Source organism: Enterobacter sp. 61D5 (assembly GCF_034107965.1).
Taxonomy (GTDB): Bacteria; Pseudomonadota; Gammaproteobacteria; order Enterobacterales; family Enterobacteriaceae; genus Enterobacter; species Enterobacter cloacae_M.
This window is the reverse complement of sequence record NZ_JAWNFK010000012.1, coordinates 273,629-294,552: the sequence shown is the minus strand read 5'-3', so window position 1 is coordinate 294,552 and position 20,924 is coordinate 273,629. Positions and strand designations below refer to the sequence as shown.

The following is a 20,924-nucleotide window of genomic DNA, read 5'->3' as shown; positions in this document are numbered from 1 at the left end:
GAACTAAATGCTAATACTGGCCTTTGGTATCGTCCAGAACATACTCCACAACATTATCCTAAATTTGGATTTAGGCGTTGCAGCTACAAGGAATGTAGGGAAAGAATGCAAACCCAGTCAACTTTGCATATCTTCAGGCTTCAATGGATACCAGAAATTGCCAGACGGCATTATCATTCAATGGGGGAAGTCGACTTCTGGCACGGTTGGCACCATTATCGGTGGCTTCGTCGGCGGCGCGCTTGCTGCATGGGAAATGGGACGTTTGTGGAATTGATTATGCAACAGGTTAATTCAATATCACTGGTTAAGGTTCACGACGCTACCGATGTATCTCAGGCTCAATCTGACGTTGTGCTCAATGGTAAAAGCACCGGCATTATTGTACCGGGGCAAGTACTTGAAGCAGCGGTCCTGGTTAATGAGCAGCGTTACATCCTGTTTCTGACGGATGACATTATTTTTGAAGAATCCCTGACAATTGTCCTTATTGACGTTCATGACGGGCTTAAAGAAATTGTTCATTTGGGAAATGAGTACTCGACAGGGAGTTTTGCGGATCTCCAGGTCACTGACGATAGCGTGGACTTCAGGTTTATTGGGGATTATATCTGGACACTGAAAGTATCAGATTCACCTCGCCTGCGGCTTCCTTTTATTTCCGATCCAAAAGGCGTTAAACGGAAGTCTGGTCTGAAAAAGTGCATAACGATTTCTGCCACACCGGCGTCGGAAAACGTAAGCTGAAGTCATTATTTAACCGAATGAAAAGGCTTTCTGCTGAGCGAGATAAAAGTTCCTGAGAATTATGCAGACCCAGATAGCCCACCAGAATCCCCCTCGGTAATAACCCTATTTATCTGATGAAATCCAGATAGCCCACACGGTACACCCCCTGCGGGCTTTACAGTACCATCACCTCATCGTTCCCCCATCCCTTTGACAAACATCAACCCCCTTCCCGCATCTCCTGTGCAAAATTACCCACACCACCCAGCGCTACGGAATAGCCGCTCGACCTGGAAGGAACCCCACCATGTACAGACCCATAACCGTTATTATCTTCATTCTCCTGACCCTCGCCGCCCTTGCTGAAATAGGCTTTTTATCCTTTGGATAATCCTCAGGCGAAATCCCCCTTATCAGGGCATGTTGATCTCATTACAGTTTTTTCCTAAAGCCATCCCGTTTCGCCTGTGCCATGCTGAATCACGCTCATAACCGATAACGTTAAATGAGGATATTATGAAAAAAACAATTATCGCATTATCTGCCGTTCTGCTGGCTTCCCCAGTATTTGCTGCGACCACACATGCAACTGACGATACCGTCGCGGCGGCGAACGCAAACGCCAACGAGGCTAAGCAAAAACTGCACGAAGAGCAGAACAAAGGTGAAGAGCTGAAGCTGAAACAGAAGCATGCTGCGGAAGGCAAAAGCGAGAGCCTGGGCAGCAAGGTCAGCGAAGATTCCCAGAAAGCCTGGCATAAAACCAAAGAAGGCACCGAGAAAGGGTGGGATGCCACCAAAGAAGGCGCAGAGAAAGGCTGGAACAAAACTAAAGAAGGTGCCAGCGAGCTGGAAAAGAAAGTCACTGAGTAGGTAGTTATACTCACGAAAAGGTCGCGCTTGCGGCCTTTTTTATTTCTTCGAATATAATTAGCACCTCGGGCGTTTACGCAGTGCGCACTTATCGGAGAAACCACTATGTATCGCCTTTTGGCCTTTCTGACCGTTCTGCTGTTGTGCCCTTCCCTGCATGCTGCCCCGAAAAGCTATCTTATCGACACCGATAACACCGATATTCGGCTATCGTGGCACGCCTTCGGCGGTATCCTCTCCTGGGCGACGTTCAGCGGCGTGACGGGCGCCGTGACGCTCAACCCGGAAAATGACGTCGACGACCATATTCACGTCACCATTCCCGTAGCGACTCTCGTAGCGTCAAACAAGCTGCTCACCTGGCAGCTGAAAAGCGACATGTTTTTTGAATCCGAGCGCTACCCGACTATCGAGTTCATCAGCTCTCGCGTGGTCGCCCAGGGCGACGGGCGGTTCAGGGTGTTCGGCACGCTAACCGTACGGAACATTGCCCGCCCCGTGATCCTGGAGGTCGTCGTGAAAGACCCGCACGCGCAGGCCCTCACACTGGATGCCACGACGGCAATCTCGCGCGCGGCCTACGGAATGGATAAGTTTGCGCTGGTCGTGGACGATCGTATTGCCATCGCCATTGCGATTAAGACGGACGACGTGCCGTCATCCTGAGATGAGCCGCTGTAGCTGCTCCGCGTTTCCCCGCAGGTGAGACGGCGGGTTGCGGCCAATCAGGACAAACTGGTAGCCCGCCTCCTGCCACCACGCCAGGTTCATGCCGTGCCGCTGCTCCTGGCGCAGAGAGGCCATAGTTTTCTCATCGACAGGAGAGATACAGAGCGCCATCGGGCCGTAGTCGGCGTTGATCCAGGCAATCTGCGCGATCGAGGTGGTTTCATAGCGCAGCATTCGCACCATTTTCAGCTCTGCCCCCTGCAGGACAAGCTGCGAGATGTGCAGATTGATGCCGATGTCCTGCGAGGCTCGTTCCAGCCCGCGCTGCAGGACCGGCGTTGCGCTGTCCATATCCAGCAGCGTCTCGACGCTGTACAGGGACATATATTGCGCTTCGAGGTCGCGAATATGGGCATTCTCATCCGCTGGCGCGGAAGCGGGCCGCAGCAGGTAGCCCAGCCCTGAACCGACCATCAAAAAGCTGACCGATGCGGCAATCAGCGCCCGCCTGCTCACGCCAGCCGGCGTGGAGGATTGTGGATCGGGAATCTCTGCCAGACGCGCCTGCATTGTCTCAAGTGGCGCCTCATCCAGCAGGGGGGCAAACGCCCCGGCGAAATCCTGGCTGCTTTTCATCAGTTCGGCGGTTCGCCCGGAGAGGCGTTCGTCACTTTTCAACTGTTCTTCAAATTGCTGCGCGTCGGCGCGGCACATCTCGCCATCTATCCATGCCACGATAGCGTCGTCGTTATAGGGCGGTGCAAAACGGTGCGAGTTCAAGAGCGTTTCTCCTTTACCGGAGGCAGTGCGTCAGCGGACCTGGCAAGCCGAGCCCGCGCCGTCGCCAGCCGGCTCATCACGGTACCGATAGGCACCGCCAGGGTCTCCGCCGCCTCCTGGTAGGTAAAGCCTTCGACATAAACCAAAAATACCGCGTTGCGCTGGGCTTCAGGCAGCGCGTTAACGCGCTGCATCACCTTCATGTAATGCAGGCGCGTCTCATCCTGTTCGCGGGTATCCGGCGCCAGAAGCTCGTCGCTGGCCACAAATCCCTGCCCCTGACGCACGTATCGGGCCCGAAGCTCAGAGATCCAGATAGAGTGCAGTATCGCGAACAGCCACCTGTCGATGCGCGTGCCCGGCGTATACTGGCTGCTCCGTTCAAGCGCACGCACGCAGGTGGACTGAACCAGCTCTTCGGCGATATCCCTGTTTCGCGACAGCACCAGCCCATAGCGCCAGAGACGCGGCAGGTGTGCGGCTAACTGTTGACGAACCTCACTGGTAGCGATGTCTTTTCCCTCCACGAGAAAATCAGGATTCCGGATGTCCGTTGATGGCGGCCTGCAGGTCACGGTACTCCTCGCAGGACTGGCCACAAATACCGGCAATCACCTTCAGCTGTTCTTTCGCGAGGTCAGGACGTCCTTTTACCATCCACGCTTCACCGAGATATTCACGGGCTTTGGCATAATCCGGTGCGATAGCCAGCGCGCGCTGGTAGTAACCAATCCCTTCGTCCGTGCGGCCAAGCTTGCGCGTGGCGAACCCGCGATAGTTCCACGCTTCAGCCGTATTGCCATTTTTCAGCGAATCAAGCAGGTTCAGCGCCGCCTGATACTCGCCTTTCTTCGCGAGATGGTACGCATAGTTGGTTTTGTCCTGGTCGCTGAGGCTGCTGCTCTTGTCCGGCACGCATTTCTGGGTGGTACTGTCATACACCTGTCCGGAAGGACAATCGGGCGTTTTGCTCTCGGTACTATTATTGCCCATTGCCAGCGCCAGGGGTGACAGCAGGGAAAAAATCAGCACCGGGATCAAACGGAACGAGGACGTGTTCATATAAAGCTCCAGGGTAAGAAGGAAGTGACGTCAGTAAACGCCCGACTGACGATTTTTATTCATTCTCCCCGTAATTTTTTTGTTGTCGCAAAATCATGCTGATGTCGTAGTCCCAATGGAAATTAATCAGGTTATTTTACCCTTTCCTTAACGCTATTGTTTTCGCGTGATAGCAGAATTTTAACCTCGCATAAGAATATATTTCATTGTACAGCTGACATAATATATCTTATATCAAAAACGTTACCCTAACTTAAATGCATATTAAGCGCGCTTAAACAATAACGTTTTACAGTATATTAAAAATATCTCCTACCAATTATCATACTGCGTAAATCATATTTAAAATCAACATCGCGAGAAAAAATAAAAACCATTAAAAACAAACGGTTAAACTAGTTAAATTATTAGCAAGCCCAATGTATTAATGCCCTCTTCATTGTTTTGGCACTTATTTACGAAAGCTTAATTTGCACAACCATCGTTTTCTGTCTATATCATTTTTATATTCTTGAAAATAATTCCTCTATTAATTACAGGGTTTTAAAGACACAAAACACCCATAAAAACTGTTCTCTTTATAAGTCATTAGATTCGCTCTGATGTTGCCACTCTGAATTCTGGCGGGCATCGTGCGCGCTAAAAACAACGGTCAGTGCTGCGTGATAACAGCGACTGCGCCGGGGGCGCCCTTTACCTTCTGCAGAGATGGCTCGTCTTGCTCGCCGTTCATGATACATCTGCTGGAGTAATGCCTAAATGAGCCAAATCTCTGTTATATCGAAACTTACTGGCGTGGAAACGACCACGGAAGGCACACAGGTTACGCTGAGTCATTCCTCTATCGTTGAGCTTCATGTCGAGCGAGCAAGCGTCTCCCACTTCGCGCGAAATGGTAACGATCTGCTGGTTACGCTGCACTCCGGAGAGGTGATCACCCTTAAAAACTTCTACGTTACGGACGCGCAGGGCGTGAGCCAACTGGTACTGCAGGACAGCCAGGGCGCATTATGGTGGATTGAAGATCCGACCGGAGCCGCCACGTACGAATCTATCGCGTCCACGGACGTGCTGCTTGCGGCCTCCGGGAGCGACGCCGGTGGTGCCGCCATCTGGCCATGGGCACTGGGCGGCATTGTCGCAGCGGGCGGCATCGCGGCGGCGGCAAGCACCGGTGGCGGCGGCGGCGGTGGAGATGACGGCAATAATAATAGCCCCAACCCCAACACACCCGTCGATCCTGCCGATCCGGATACAACGCCGCCGAACGCGCCTTCCGGCCTTAAGTTCTCTTCAGATGGCAAAACCGTCACCGGTACCGCCGAACCCGGCAGTACCATCACGCTGAAAGACGCGAACGGGAATGTTATTGGCTCAGGAAAAACGGGCAGCGACGGCAGCTTTACCGTCTCTCTCGGCACACCGTTGACCAACGGCGAGCAGGTGACTGCCACCGCGACGGATAACGCCGGGAATACCAGCCCGGGCACAACGCTCAACGCACCGGACACCACCGCGCCCGATGCGCCAGCAATCACCAGCGTAACGGACGATGTTGCTCCGCAGACGGGGGCCGTCAGCAACGGCGGCAGCACCAACGATCAGCGTCCGCAGCTTACCGGTACCGGCGAAGCGGGCTCGACAGTGACGATTTATGACGGCGGAGTCGCTATTGGTACGGCGGTCGTCGCCAGCAACGGCACCTGGACCTTTACCCCGTCGGTTGACCTGAGTGAAAGCACTCATCAGATTACCGTGCGGGCAACCGACGCCGCGGGCAACACCGGGCCTGCCTCACCGGTGTTTACCCTGACGGTGGATCTTACTCCGCCGGACGCGCCGACCGCGATTGTGCTGACCGACGATACGGGCGTTATCAGGGGAACCATCACGTCGGGCGCGCTTACCGATGCTTCACTGCCGCTCCTGGCGGGAACCGGCGAGCCCGGCGGAACCATCACCATTTACGATAACGGCGTGGTGGTTGGCACCACAACGGTTCAGCCCAACGGCACCTGGAGCGTCACGCCGAACGGCCCGCTCCCGGACGGGACACACTCCATAACCGTCACTGAAACCGATGCCGCCGGAAACCTGAGTACGGCCTCAGAGCCTGTCATCTTCACCGTGGACACCACGCCGCCGTCTGCCCCGGGTAATCTCGTGGTGTCGAATGATGGCAGCACCATCAGTGGCATCGCGGAAGCTGGCAGCACGGTGACCATCCGTGAAGGCGATATCACCCTTGGCACGGTGGTTGCCGATAGCCAGGGTAACTTCAGCCTGACGCTGACCCCGCCAAAAGTTAACGGTGAAATCCTGACAGCTGACGCCACAGACACAGCGGGCAACACGGGACCAACAACCTCCGCGGCGTCACCGGATATTACCTCGCCGCAGACGCCAGTTATCGTGTCGGTGATTGATGACGTGCAGGCCACCACCGGCCCCGTGGGCCAGAATGGCCTCACTAACGACACGACGCCGACGCTCACCGGCACAGCTGAACCGGGTTCAACCGTTACTATCCGTCTGGACGGTACTGATATTGGCACAGTGCTAACCGACAGCAACGGTCAGTGGTCTTATACCCCCACCACGCCGCTTGTCGAGGGCACTCACACTTTTACCGCCGTTGCTACCGATACGGCGGGTAACACCAGCCTTCCGTCGGAGGGCTTCACCTTGACCGTCGATATTACTCCGCCACCGGCAGCGACTATCGCTACCGTGACCGATGATGTCGGCGGCGTTCAGGGTCCGCTTAGCAGCGGCGATACCACGGATGACACCAAACCGCTGCTGCAGGGCACCGCCCCGGCTGATGCGGTAATCACCGTCTATGACGGCGCAACCCTGCTCGGCACCGCCACCCTTGACGGCAGCGGCGGCTGGAGCTTTACGCCAACGACTCCACTCACCGACGGCCTGCATTCGCTGACGGTTCACGCCACGGATGCCGCAGGCAATACCAGTATCTCCAGCCCGTTCGCACTGGTAGTGGACACCACGCCACCGCTTGCTCCGGGTAATCTCGCGGTGTCGAATGATGGTGGCATCATCAGCGGCATCGCAGAAGCTGGCAGCACGGTGACCATTCGTGAAGGCAACGTCATCCTTGGCACAGCTGTTGCCGACAGTCAGGGTAACTTCAGCCTGACGCTGACCCCACCAAAAGTTAACAGTGAAATCCTGACCGCTGACGCTACCGACACGGCCGGCAACACCAGTCCAACTACCTCCGCGGCGGCACCGGATATTACCCCACCGCAGACGCCAGTTATCGTGTCGGTGATTGATGACGTGCAGGCCACCACCGGTCCCGTGGGCCAGAACGGCCTCACCAACGACCGGGCCCCGACCGTGAACGGAACGGGCGAAGCGGGCTCGACCATCACGATTTATAACGGCAGCGATGTCCTCGGTTCGGTGGTTGTATCCTCCTCCGGTCAGTGGAACTTTACTCCCCCCTCACCGCTGACCGATGGCACGTACGTGCTGACGGCAACGGCGACGGATCCCGCCGGTAACCCGAGCGGGTTATCAGACTCGTGGACAATCAACGTCGACGGGACGGCGCCTGGCGCCCCGGTGATTTCACAAGTCGTGGACGATGTTCCCGGGCGTACCGGCTCGCTCGATATTAATGAGACCACCAACGATGCCACCCCGACGCTCAGCGGTACCGCCGAACCAAACGCGACGGTCACCCTCCGCGTGGACGGTGTTGCTATTGGTACGACCGTCGCCAATGGTCTTGGCGTGTGGATCTTTACCCCTGACACCCCGATCGCTGAAGGTCCACATACCCTGACCGCCGTCGCAACTGACGCGGCGGGCAACACCAGCCCCGTCTCCAACACCTGGACTCTGACGATTGACAGCGTCGCGCCAGCCGCCCCGGTCATTACCCAGGTGCTGGACGATGTGCCGGAGCGCCTCGGCGCGCTCACTTCTGGCGACAGTACCAACGACACCACGCCAACGCTCAACGGCACGGCTGAACCTGGCTCAACCGTCACCATTCGCCAGGACGGCGTCGATGTCACAACGATTGTGATCGACAGCAGCGGCACGTGGACCTATACCCCGACCACGCAGCTTGTTAACGGCACCTATACCTTTACCGTCGTCGCCACCGATACGGCGGGTAACACCAGCCAGCCGTCAAGCGGATTCACCCTGACCGTCGATACCACGCCGCCAGCGGCGGCCACCATCGCCACCGTAACCGATGACGTCGGCGGCGTTCAGGGCACGCTTAGCAGCGGCGATACCACGGATGACACCACGCCGCTGCTGCAGGGCACCGCCCCGGCTGATGCGGTGATCACCGTCTATGACGGCGCAACCCTGCTCGGCACCGCCACCCTTGACGGCAGCGGTGGCTGGAGCTTTACGCCCGTTACCCCGCTCACCGACGGCCCGCATTCTCTGACGGTTCACGCCACGGATGCCGCCGGCAATACCACTATCTCCAGCCCGTTTGTGTTGACGGTAGATACCGTCGCGCCTGCCACGCCGGACATCCCGGCAATCACCGTCAATCCTGACGGAACAGAAACACCGTTGAACCCGGGCGAAACCACTCGCGACACTACGCCGACCCTGAGCGGTACCGGCACGGCGGGCGATACCGTGACGATCTACAACAACGGCGTCAAAATCGGCGACGCCGTCGTGGACAACACCGGCAACTGGACCTGGACGCCATCAACCCCGCTGCCTGGCGGCACCTATGACATTACCCTGACCGTTACCAACGTGGACGGCACGGGCAACGAAAGCGCCCCGTCGCAGCCGGTAACCATCACCATTGATACCGAAGCGCCGGCTACGCCTGCGGCACCGACCGTCACCGACAGCGTTACACAGATCACCGGCCCCGTTCCCGATGGCGGAACCACCAACGATCCGCGCCCGGTCCTGAGCGGCACCGGCACGCCGAACGACGTCATCAACATCACTGATACCGTTAACGGCACACCGACCGTCGTGGGCACCGTCACGGTAGACAGCAGCGGCAACTGGAGCTGGCGTCCTGACAGTAATATTGGGGAGGGCAGCCACGTCTATACCGCCACCGCCACCGATGAGGCGGGCAACGTCTCTGACCCGTCTCCAGCGATTACGATCATCGTGGACACCCTGGCGCCGGATACGCCGGTGATTAGTGCAGTGGGCGGTGAGCCGAACGGTGGCTACATCACGGATACCACACCGACAGTGGGCGGAACCGGCGTCAACGGTGAGACGGTGATCGTCTACAACAACGGCGTCGAAGTGGGCCGTGTCGTGGTGGCTAACGGGGAATGGAACCTGACGCTTCCAACGCAAACGGACGGTCCGCTGAATATCACCGTTGCGGGTGTGGATGCGGCTGGCAACCTTAGCGCGCCGAGTTCGGTCTTTACCGTCACCCTCGATACCGTTGCGCCTGGGATACCGCAGATTAATGCCGTCTCAGACAGCCAGCTCACCAACAACGTGCTCTACACCCGCGACGGCACGCCGACCCTTACCGGGACAAGCGAACCCGGCACCACCGTTATCGTCTCCGTCGACGGTATCCCGTCAGGTGTGCCAGTCACGATACAGCCGGACGGCAGCTGGAGCTGGACCGCAGGCACAACGCTCTCAGACGGCCCGCATACCTTCACCGTCTCCGCTACCGATGCTGCGGGTAACGCTTCAGGAACTTCAGCCCCGCTGAGCGTAACGGTGGATACCCAGGATCCAACCGCCCCGGGCAATCTTAGCCTTGCTCCAGAAGGTACACCGCTGACCGGAACCGCCGAGGCTGGAGCACTCATTACCGTTAAGGATAGCGGCGGAAACGTCATTGGTACCGGGGTTGCGACCGGGGGCAACTTCTCCATCGCGGTCAGCCCGGCCCCGCAGGATGGCGCGACCCTGACCGTGACCGCAACCGATGCGTCCGGACGTACCAGCCCTGATGCGACTTACAACGTCACCGGTACGCTTCCGAATCTTCCTGACGTGCCCGTCATCACGGCGATTGTCGATGACGCGGATCCGGTCACCGGCGATGTGAAAGGCAAAACTACCAACGACACCACGCCAACGCTTACCGGTACGGCCGAAGCGGGCAGCCTGATAACCATCTATCAGGACGGTAGCGCGACGCCATTGACAACGGTGACCGCTGACGGCAGCGGCAACTGGAGCTATACGCCAGCCGCGCTTGGCGAGGGGCTGCACACCTTTGAGGTAACCGCGACCCTCAACGGCCAGACCAGCGGCCGCTCTCCGGCGGCCAGCGTCACCGTCGACCTTACCGCACCGGGCACGCCAGCTATCGGCGCGGTGATTGACGACGTCGGTCCGGGCACCGGCCCGCTGACCAGCGGCCAGACCACCAACGACAGCCAGCCGACCCTCACCGGCACCGGCGCGGTGGGCGATACCATCTCCATCTACAACAACGGCGTGCTGCTGGACAGCGTTGTGGTTGGTAATACCGGCACCTGGAGCTACACCACGCCCGCCCTGCCAGAAGGCAGTAATGTTCTGACCATCCGCGAGACCGATCCGGCGGGGAATCAGAGCGGTCCTTCGGCGGGCTTCACCGTCGTGGTGGACTCCGTTTCCGCCACGCCGGTTATCACCAACGTCACGGATAACGTCGGTAACGCCGCCACCACGGTGGTTAGCGGCAGCGAAACGAACGACGCCACGCCAACCCTTTCGGGGACAGCGGATGCAAACAGCGTGGTGACCATTTTCGACGGCGGCACCCAGATTGCCGTGGTGACAGCTGACAGCACCGGCGCATGGACGTTTACCCCTGATACCGCGCTCGGCGAAGGCTCGCACAGCTTCACCGTCCGGGCGACCGACCCGCTGGGCAACGTCAGCGCAATCTCAGCCCCATGGAGCGTGGTGGTTGACCTGACGGCACCGACGGTTCCGACGCTGGATAATGTCAGCGACGACGTCCCTGGCGGTGTCCTGGGCAACCTCACCAGCGGCCAGGTGACCAACGATAGCACCCCAACCATCAGCGGCACCGGGCAGGCGGGCAGCACGATTCACATCATGAATAACGGCACACAGATTGGCACAGCGATCGTTGACGGCAGCGGGAACTGGTCCTTTACGCCGACCGCGCCGCTGGGCGACGGCAGCTACTCCCTGCGCGCGTATGCAACGGATGCGGCAGGCAACGCCTCGGCGAACTCGTCGGTCTTTGCCTTTACCGTTGATACCGCAGCTCCCGGCGTACCGGTGGTGACCAGCGTGATTGACGATGTCGGTCCGATCACCGGGACGCTCACGTCGGGTAACAGCACCAACGACGCGCGTCCAACCTTCAGCGGCACGGGCGACGTGGGTTCTACCGTGCACGTGATCGTTGATGGCAGCGAAATTGGCACTGCGGTGGTGAATGCCCAGGGCGGATGGACCTTTACCCCGGGTACCGATCTGCCCGACGGGCCGCACGCCATCACCTTCAACGCTACCGACGCGGCGGGCAACGTGGGCACAGCAACGGCACCGTTTAACCTGACGGTGGATACGGGCGTGCCGTCGGCGCCGGTCATTTCGACCGCGGGTGACAATGTGGGCAGCATTCAAACCCCGCTCTCTTCCGGGCAGAGCACCGACGACACCACGCCGACGCTGAACGGCACCGCGACCGCGAACGCCGCGGTCACCGTGTATGAGAACGGCCAGCCGGTCGGTACCGTTCAGGCGGACGCTACCGGCGCATGGAGCTTTACGCCGTCAACGCCGCTGGCCAGCGGCAGCCATACCTGGACCGCCACGGTCACCGATGCAGCGGGCAACGTCAGCCCGACCTCGTCGGGCTTTACCCTGATTGTTGATACCGCGGCACCGAACGCGCCGGTTATCAGCCAGGCGATAGACGACGTGGGCAGCATCACCGGCCCGCTCACGTCCGGGCAAACAACCGACGATACCGTTCCGCGCCTTGTCGGAACCAGCGAACCGTTTGCCACCGTGAACATCTATGAGGGAACAACCCTTGTCGGAACAGGCACCGCGGATGGCAACGGAAGCTGGAGTATTTTGCTCAACACCACGCTGACAGCAGGCGCGCACAGCTTCACCGCGCAGGCGACGGATGCGGCAGGCAACACCAGCGTGTCCTCCACCAGCTTCAGCCTCACCGTCGACACCACGCCGCCTGCGCTGCCGGTGCTGACCAGCATTCTGGATGACGTGGGCAATGCGGCGACGCCGGTGGCGAACGGCGGGTTCACCAACGACGCGCAGCCAACACTCAGCGGCACGGCGGAAGCCGGGTCAACGGTGAAAATCTTCGATAACGGCGTACAAATCGGCAGCGTGACGGCGACCGGCGGGGCGTGGAGCTTTACGCCATCCCCGGCGCTTAGCAACGGTCCGCACAATTTAACCTTTACCGCCACCGATGCGGTGGGCAACGCGAGCGCGCCTACCGCCGGGTATGTAATTAACGTCGATACCCTCGCGCCGGGCGCACCGGTCATCAGCTCGGTCATTGATGATGTCGGCAGCGTCACCGGGCCGGTGAGCGGAACAAATCCGACCAACGACACGCGCCCAACGCTGAGCGGAACCGCCGAAGCGAATGCCACGGTGCGGATCTACGATGGCATCACGCTGGTGGGCACGGTGACCGCCGACGGCAGCGGAAACTGGACCCTGCCGCAAACCACCACGCTGACGCAAGGAACGCATAACTTCACCGCCACGGCCACCGATGCGGCGGGCAACACCAGCGTGGCGTCAGCCGTGACGACGATTATCGTCGATACGACCGCCCCAACGGCGCCAACCGGAACCTTCAACGCCGACGGTAGCGTCCTGACCGGAACTGCGGAAGCAGGCAGCACCGTCGCGATCCGCCTTGCGGACGGCTCGACGGTGACCGCCATTGCGGGCAGCAACGGCACCTACACCTATACCTTCATTAACAAACAGACCGAAGGCCAGACGCTGCAGATCACCGCCACCGATGCCGCGGGAAACACCTCGCTGCCGGGCTCCGCCCTTGCGCCGGTGGTGCCGCTCTCCGCCAGCAATAACGTCGAAGAGCTGAACCTCAGCACCACGGCAACCGTGACCAACAGCCAGTACAGCGATTACGGCTTCCTGCTGGTCGGCGCCGTCGGCAACGTCCTGACGCTGCTGGGCAATGATACGGCCCAGGTCAACTTCACGGTGGGCAGCGGCGGCAGCGCGGATATCGTGGTGAACGCCAACGCCACGGGAGCGGTGCTCTCTCTGCTCAACACCCTTGAACTGGTGGTTCAGCATTACGTCAACGGCGCCTGGACCACCGTGGTGGACACCGGCCAACCGCAGTTTGCCGATCTCCTGACCCTCGGAGCAACCGGCGTCTCGCTGAACCTGACCGGGCTGGCTGACGGCGACTATCGCGTGCTCAGCTACAACACCAACCTGCTGGCAACCGGCTCCTACACCAGCCTCGACGTGGCGGTGAAAGAGACCGGTCCGGGTACGGTCACGGGCGAAACCAGCCTCAACGGCAACGTGATCCTCGATACGGACCCGACCGCAGGCAGCGACAACGCGCCGGCAGGAACCACTATCTCCGCGGTCACTAACGGACAGGGCGTCACCACCAGCGTGAACGCCGACGGCACGGTGATCCAGGGCCAGTACGGTACGCTGACCATCAACCGCGACGGCAGCTACACCTACAGCCTGACCGACACCAGCGCCGCGGTCATTGGCCGGACGGAGAGCTTTACCTACACCATTACCCATAACGGCGTCAGCGCGTCAGCAAACCTGGTACTGTCTCTGGGTGCCGGTACGGTAATCAACGGCATTGTGGCGGTGGACGACACGGCCTCGCTGACCTTTGACACCACCGTGAGCGAGATTAATAACGGCGCCTCGTCTCAGAACGGTTTTACCCTGGTGGGCATTAATCTCGGCAGCACGCTGGGGCTTAACCTGCTGGACGATATGGCCAACCCGATTATCTACAACGTGGAGGAAGGCACGACCCGCACCATGACCATCCAGGCCTCCGTGGGCGGCGTGGCGCTGGCGTCGGTATTCGATCTGTACGTCTATAAGTTCAACAACGCCACCCAGACCTTCGAGCAGGTTCGCGTCGAGTCGGGCTGGCTGCGCGCCCCGCTGCTGGGGGGGACCTCATCCCAACTGACTCTGAATCTGCCGGCCGGGGAGTACCTGTTCTTACTCAATACCGCATCGGGGATCGCCGTCCTGACGGGCTACACGCTGAGCGTTCTGCAGGATCATGTCTACAGCGTGGCGAGCATCAGCGAAACCACCACGGGCGACGTGCTGGCGAATGACCCTGTTCCGGCGGGCACGGTGGTCACCGAAGTGAACGGCGTGGCGGTCAACAGCAGTGGAACAACCGACATTCAGGGGGAATACGGCACGCTGACCATCAATTCGTCCGGCCAGTACACCTACACCCTGAGAAGCGGCGTGGGGGCGGACCATATCAGCACGCCTGACACCTTCGTCTACACCGTTACCGCGCCTGACGGCTCGAAGGATACGGCATCGCTCAACATCACCCCAACCGCCCAGGCGATGGATGCGGTGAACGATGTCAGCGCCACGATGGACCTCACCTCGGTGCACCACACGTCGGTCTACTCGGATACCACCGTGGGTACCGCCAGCTGGACGACGGCGCTGCTCTCGTCAACCCAGGGCTCCGGCAGCGGAACCTTCGTGGTCGACGCGAACACCGCGCTGCACAACGCGTCGCTGCACTTTAACGTGGCCTCGCTGCTGTCGCTGGGCGGACTGACGGTGAACTGGTCCATCAGCGACGGGTCGGGCGTGATCCGCAGCGGTTCCTTCAGCGGCGCCTCGCTGCTGGGCGGCAGTATCGACGTTCCGCTGACCGGGCTGGATCTCAACGCCGGGACCTATACGCTGAACTTTACCGGTAGCGTACCGGGGCTGAGCGTCGGGACCATCACCATCACCCCAAGCGTGAACGGCACCACCTACTCGCTGAGTGATTTTGACGTCACCGGCAGCCACACCGTCAACGGCAATATCTTTGACGGCACCGACTCTGGCGGCGTGCTGGATCAGCTCCACTCGGTGGATACCCGCCTGAGCGTGACCGGTTACAACGGCGTGACCACCACGCTGGATCCGTATACCGGCAGCGCAACGGTGAACATTACCGGCCATTACGGCGTCCTGGCGATCGGCGCTGACGGTCATTACACCTATACCCTCAACAGCGGGGTATCGCTCTCAACCATGACGTCGAAGGAGACCTTCAACTACACCCTGACCGATGCCAACGGCAACACGGATACCGCCACGCTGACCATCAATATGGCACCGCAGTTCATCAGCTCGGAGCATAACGACGCCATCACCGGTACGGCCTACGGCGATACGCTGATTTATCAGGTGCTGAACAGTACGGTGGGAAATGCCACGGCGGGCAACGTCAGCAGCACCGCGGGCGATCACTGGACCGGCTTCTCGCTGGCGCAGGGGGACAAAATCGACATCGGCGATCTGCTGGTGGGCTGGGATGGTAATACCGCCTCGTTGGGGAATTATATCCATGTCACACAAAGCGGTAGCAACACTGTGATCTCCATCGACCGTGATGGTGCAGGGTCCACCTACACTAATACTGCACTCGTTACGCTTGATAACGTTCAGACCACATACGACGAGCTTGTTAACCAGCAACACATCATTACCTGATAGCACCTGCAAGAGATGACCCGGGCGCACAGCGCCCGGGCATAAATAATAAAGACATACTCTTTTTAATAGGGACATGACATGGGAATGAAGATGCCTCACTGGTGGCTCTCGTGCTGCCTGATATCTATGCCCGCTCTCTGCGCGAACCCGACGGCAATCATCAATACCGGGCAGCTTCGCGAAACGCAGGAACTCCCCTCGCTCAATGGCCGCGTCGCACCTGCGTCTGGCAAAGCCGCACCCGGTTCATTGCAGCTTGGCGATGCCGTTAACCGCGCCGTCACCTGGCACCCGGCGATCGGCGAAGCCGTGGGAAAACTCTATGAACAGAGCGAAGAGGTGGACGTCGCTAAATCAAAATACTATCCGCAGATTAATGCCGGCGTGGACAACGGCTATTCCCATGACGGCGACCAGAACGGCTTTACACCGTCGCTGGTGCTCTCTCTCTCACAGATGCTCTACGACTTTGGCAAAGTGGCCAGCCAGGTGCGCGCCGAGAGCGCGGGCGTTGCCCAGCAGCAGGCCAACGTGCTGGTGAGTATCGACACTATTGCCCACGATACCGCCATCGCCATGGTGCAGGTGCAAACCTTGCAGCAGATGGTCGACACCGCTAAAGAACAGCTCGACGCCCTCTCCTCGATTGGCACGCTGACCCGCCAGCGTAACGACGAAGGAGCCACGTCGCTCTCTGACGTGGTGCAGACCGATGCGCGCATTGAAGGCGCGCGCGCCCAGCTGATGCAGTACCAGGCCAGCCTGGACAGCGCCCGCGCCACGCTGATGAGCTTTCTCGGCTGGAACAGCCTGAACGCAATCAGCAATGACTTTCCGCAAAAGCTGGGCCGGAGCTGCGACATCGCCGAGCCGGATGACCGTCTGGTGCCCGCGGTACTTGCCGCCTGGGCGCAGGCTAACGTCGCCCAGGCGAATCTCGACTACGCCGACGCGCAGATGACGCCCACCGTCTCGCTGGAGCCGGAGGTGCGTCACTATATGAACGATCGCTACGCGGGGAGTGAAACCCGGGATCGCACCCAGTATTCCGCCTGGGTAAAAGTGCAGATGCCGCTCTATCAGGGCGGCGGCCTCACCGCCCGGCGTAACGCTGCCGGACACGCGGTGGAGGCGGCGCAGTCCACCATTCAGCGTACGCGCCTTGACGTCCGCCAGAAACTGCTGGAAGCCCGCAGCCAGGTGATGAGCCTGCAAAGCACGCTGCAAATCCAGGGCCGCCAGGAAGCCCTCAGCGCACGCACCCGCGAACTTTACCAGCAGCAGTATCTCGATCTCGGTTCGCGCCCGCTGCTCGACGTGCTCAACGCCGAGCAGGAGGTCTATCAGGCGCGCTTCACCCAGCAGCAGACCCTCGGTCAGCTGCACCAGCTGCAGCTCAACTGCCTGTATAACACCGGGCAGCTGCGTCATGCGTTCGATCTTGATAACCGCACCATCCAGACCGTGGAGATCCAGCCATGAAGCAACGCGAAATCCCGCAGGGTGAAACGATGACGGATGAGGCGCTTGCGCAGTGGGCGCAGGCCTTCGGTTTTGTCGCCACGCGCTACCGCGTCGCCTGCTCGCCCGGCGCTCTGATCGCAGGCGCACCGTGGCTAAAAGGCAAACCGATGGTGCCCGCCCTCACCCAGCTGGCCCGCGAAGCGGGGCTGTCGTTTCAGCTCCTTACCGACGATCGGCAGGCGATCAACAGCTGGCGTCTGCCGGTAGTGGTGGCGATGAACGACGGCAGGATCGGCGTGATCGAGCATTTCGACGGGGAGGATACGCTGGAGGTCAGCTTTTTTGACAATGAGACCTACACCAACCGGCTGTCGATGACGGCGTTGCTGCCCGCTATCCGCCACGTTATTGCCCTGCGTCCACTCGCCGCGCTGAAGGACAGCCGCGTGGACGCCTATATCTCAAAATACCGTCCGGACTGGCTCTACCGGCTGGTGATGCGCGACCTGCGCCCCTACAGCTGGGTCATGCTGGCCGCCCTCTTTATCAACGTGCTGTCGCTTTCCGGAATCGTCTTTTCCATGCAGGTCTATGACCGGGTGATCCCCGCCCAGTCCTACCCGACGCTTTACGTCCTGACCATCGGGGTGTTGATTGCCACCCTGTTTGGCTTTGTGCTGCGCGTGGCGCGCGGGCACATTATGGATCTGCTCGGCAAGCGCTCGGACATGCGCGTTTCGGATCGCGTGTTCGGCCACGCGCTGCGGCTGCGCAACAGCGCGATCCCCCGCTCCACCGGCAGCTTTATCTCTCAGCTGCGCGAGCTGGAGCAGATCCGCGAGATGGTCACCTCGTCCACCATCTCGACGATTGTTGATCTGCCGTTCTTTCTCCTGTTCGTGGTGGTGCTGGCGATCATCGCCCCGCAGCTGGCGTGGATCGCCCCGGTCGCGGCGGTGATCATGGTCCTGCCCGGCCTGCTGCTGCAGAAGAAGCTGGCGGAGCTGGCGAAACAGTCGGCCCATGAATCGACCCTGCGCAACGCGGTGCTGGTGGAGAGCGTGCAGGGGCTGGAGGACATCAAGCTGATGCAGGCGGAAAACCGCTTTTTGCAGCAGTGGAACAGCTATATCCAGATCACCGCGGAATCCGGCCTGCGCACCCGCGAGCTGACGCAGAACCTGATCAGCTGGGGGATGACCATTCAGAGCCTGGTCTACGCCGGGGTGATCGTGGTCGGCGCCCCGATGGTGATCGACGGCACCCTGACCACCGGCTCGGTGGTCGCCGCGTCGATGCTGGCCTCTCGCATGATCGCCCCGATGGCGACGCTGTGCGGCGTGCTGGCGCGCTGGCAGCAGGTCAAAGCGGCAAAAGAGGGGCTGGACAGCATCATGCAGCTTCCCACCGAAAACCAGCGCGAGGAGACGCCGATCCGCCAGGACGTGCTGCGCGGTCACTACCTCTTCGAGCAGGCGCAGTTCCGCTATCAGCCGGACGATCCGCGCATGGCGCTGCGCATTAACCGGCTGGAGATCCGGCCGGGAGAAAAAGTGGCGATCCTCGGGCGCAACGGCGCGGGCAAATCGACCCTGCTGCAGGCCATGGCGGGCGGGATGGATCTGGCGGCCGGCGAGCTGCGGCTTGATAACTTCAGCCTGCCGCATCTCGACGTCGCCGACGTGCGGCGCAACGTCGGCTTTATGACCCAGAACGCGCGGCTGTTTTATGGCACCCTGCGCGAAAACATCACCCTCGGCATGCCGCGCGCCACCGACGAAGAGATTTTCGAGGCGCTGGAGCTGACCGGCGCGGCAGGCTTCGTGCAGAAGCTGCCCAAGGGGCTGGACTACCCGATCATGGAAAACGGCGTGGGGTTATCCGGCGGGCAACGCCAGTCGATTCTGCTGGCGCGGATGCTGCTGCGCGATCCGAATATTGTGCTGATGGATGAACCCACCGCGTCGCTGGACGAGCACACCGAGCGCGAATTCATCCAGCGTCTGGGCGACTGGCTCGGGCATCGCACCCTGATTGTCGCCACGCATCGCGTACCGGTACTGGAACTGGTGGAGCGCGTCGTGGTGTTGAAAGAGGGGATGCTGGTGATGGACGCGCCAAAGGCCCAGGCGCTGAACAACAGCCGTATGCAGCAGCAACAGCAGCAGGCAGCAACCGGACGGGAGTGGAAAAATGAAAATCAGTCAGCGTGACGTGGCGGCAATGGACGATCTGGATAACGCCCTTGACTCCGAAAGCGGCTACACCGGCGCGCGTCGGATCGTGATCTTCTCGCTGCTGATGTTTGTGGTGCTGGGCGTCTGGGCGTGGTTTGGCGTGCTGGATGAGGTATCAACCGGCTCGGGTAAAGTGATCCCCAGCTCGCGCGAGCAGGTCTTACAGTCTCTCGACGGCGGGATCCTCACCGAGCTGAACGTCCACGAGGGCGATCAGGTGCAGGCCGGGCAGGTGCTGGCGCGGCTCGATCCGACGCGTTCCGAATCGAACGTCGGCGAAAGCGCGGCGCGCTACCGGGCCTCACTGGCCTCCAGCGCTCGCCTGTACGCCGAGGTGAACGATCTCCCGCTGAAGTTCCCTCCTTCGCTGGCAAAATGGCCGGATCTGATTGCTGACGAAACGCGCCTCTACAACTCCCGCCGCGCGCAGCTGGAGGATACCCAGCGGGAGCTGCGCGCCGCGTTAGATCTCGCCAACAAGGAGCTGGCCATCACCCAGCGGCTGGTCAAAACCGGCGCCGCCAGCCACGTGGAGGTGCTGCGCCTGCAGCGGCAGAAAAGCGATCTGGAGCTGAAGCTCACCGACGTGCGTTCGCAGTATTACGTCCAGGCCCGGGAGGCGTTATCCAAGGCCAACGCCGAGGTGGATATGGTTTCAGCGATCCTCAAGGGCCGCCAGGATTCCGTCACCCGTCTGACGGTAAAATCCCCGGTACGCGGGATCGTGAAAAACATCAAGGTCACCACCATCGGCGGCGTGATCCCGCCCAACGGCGAGCTGATGGAGATTGTGCCGGTGGACGATCACCTGCTGATCGAAACCCGCCTGTCGCCGCGCGATATCGCCTTTATCCACCCGAACCAGGAGGCGCTGGTTAAAATCACCGCCTACGATTACGCCATTTACGGCGGCCTGCACGGGGTCGTCGAAACGATCTCTCCGGACACCATCCAGGACGAGGCCAAGCCGGAAGTGTTCTATTACCGGGTGTTTATCCGCACCAGCCAGGATTACCTGGTGAATAAGGCCGGCAGGCACTTCTCGATTGTGCCGGGGATGATTGCGACGGTGGACATTAAGACCGGCGAGAAAACGGTGCTGGATTATCTGATCAAGCCGTTTAACCGTGCGAAAGAGGCGCTGCGGGAGCGGTAGTCAATCGCCGGGTGGCGGCTCCGCCTTACCCGGCCTACATACCCGGAGGCCCTTGCAAGCGCAGCGCCACCGGGCAATATGTATGAAGCATTGAATCCTCCGCTGAAGGGATATTCCTCAATCCGAGTAAACAGGCAATACAGGCTCATATTTCGCTGGACAGAGGGTAAAGCAGAAGATCTCTACCTCTCTCCACACAAGTACACGCAACACAAGTGAGGCATCAC

11 protein-coding genes and 1 pseudogene are annotated in these 20,924 nt (G+C 60.1%); 9 read left to right on the top strand and 3 right to left on the bottom strand.

The genetic code is table 11. From position 1 onward, the window contains the following. The first annotated feature begins 7 nt into the window (after positions 1–7). The 4 genes from UTM25_RS14545 to UTM25_RS14530 all read left to right on the top strand — a co-directional run bounded on the left by UTM25_RS14545 (position 8) and on the right by UTM25_RS14530 (position 2,268). Positions 8–277 (top strand): hypothetical protein, encoded by a 270-nt coding sequence (locus tag UTM25_RS14545; protein WP_194401145.1) that lies wholly within the window; start codon positions 8–10, stop codon positions 275–277. A 2-nt stretch (positions 278–279) separates the two neighbouring features. Next, positions 280–747, top strand: a complete 468-nt coding sequence (locus UTM25_RS14540; protein ID WP_194401146.1) for a hypothetical protein — start codon at positions 280–282, stop codon at positions 745–747. 498 nt (positions 748–1,245) lie between these two features. Further along, entirely contained in the window at positions 1,246–1,602 is a 357-nt protein-coding gene (locus tag UTM25_RS14535; RefSeq protein WP_023333137.1) for a hypothetical protein, read from the top strand. Positions 1,603–1,707: 105 nt separating this feature from the next. Beyond that, positions 1,708–2,268, top strand: coding sequence for a YceI family protein (locus UTM25_RS14530; protein WP_194401147.1), 561 nt, complete (start codon positions 1,708–1,710; stop codon positions 2,266–2,268). On the opposite strand, the gene UTM25_RS14525 is transcribed toward UTM25_RS14530, so the two are convergent. Genes UTM25_RS14525 through UTM25_RS14515 form a run of 3 tightly spaced genes read right to left on the bottom strand, consistent with a single transcriptional unit; the run spans position 2,260 to position 4,113 of the window. Next, positions 2,260–3,051, bottom strand: a complete 792-nt coding sequence (locus UTM25_RS14525) for an anti-sigma factor family protein (RefSeq protein ID WP_194401148.1) — start codon at positions 3,049–3,051, stop codon at positions 2,260–2,262. The two genes, UTM25_RS14530 and UTM25_RS14525, sit on opposite strands and share 9 nt — an antisense overlap. Further along, a complete protein-coding gene (locus UTM25_RS14520; protein ID WP_194401149.1) occupies positions 3,048–3,578 on the bottom strand; it encodes a sigma-70 family RNA polymerase sigma factor in 531 nt (176 codons plus the stop codon). The genes UTM25_RS14525 and UTM25_RS14520 overlap by 4 nt, the downstream gene beginning before the upstream one ends. A 7-nt stretch (positions 3,579–3,585) precedes the next feature. Then, a complete protein-coding gene (locus UTM25_RS14515) occupies positions 3,586–4,113 on the bottom strand; it encodes a tetratricopeptide repeat protein (protein ID WP_194401150.1) in 528 nt (175 codons plus the stop codon). Between the two features lie 759 nt (positions 4,114–4,872). Between UTM25_RS14515 and UTM25_RS14510 the strand changes: the two genes are divergently transcribed. The 5 genes and pseudogenes from UTM25_RS14510 to UTM25_RS14490 form a co-directional block, all read left to right on the top strand. Further along, positions 4,873–15,837 carry a BapA/Bap/LapF family large adhesin gene (locus tag UTM25_RS14510; protein WP_194401151.1) on the top strand — a complete coding sequence of 3,655 codons (10,965 nt, stop codon included), beginning with the start codon at positions 4,873–4,875 and terminating at the stop codon, positions 15,835–15,837. Between the two features lie 81 nt (positions 15,838–15,918). Beyond that, the gene (locus UTM25_RS14505; RefSeq protein WP_194401152.1) at positions 15,919–17,322 is read left to right on the top strand and encodes a TolC family outer membrane protein; all 1,404 of its coding nucleotides are present in this window, start codon (positions 15,919–15,921) and stop codon (positions 17,320–17,322) included. Beyond that, a complete protein-coding gene (locus tag UTM25_RS14500; RefSeq protein WP_194401153.1) occupies positions 17,319–19,517 on the top strand; it encodes a type I secretion system permease/ATPase in 2,199 nt (732 codons plus the stop codon). The genes UTM25_RS14505 and UTM25_RS14500 overlap by 4 nt, the downstream gene beginning before the upstream one ends. Before the next feature lie 10 nt (positions 19,518–19,527). After that, positions 19,528–20,697 carry an HlyD family efflux transporter periplasmic adaptor subunit gene (locus UTM25_RS14495; RefSeq protein ID WP_086374946.1) on the top strand — a complete coding sequence of 390 codons (1,170 nt, stop codon included), beginning with the start codon at positions 19,528–19,530 and terminating at the stop codon, positions 20,695–20,697. A gap of 63 nt (positions 20,698–20,760) precedes the next feature. Next, positions 20,761–20,916: pseudogene (locus tag UTM25_RS14490) on the top strand (type II toxin-antitoxin system RelE/ParE family toxin); the annotation flags it as partial. Positions 20,917–20,924: the final 8 nt, after the last annotated feature.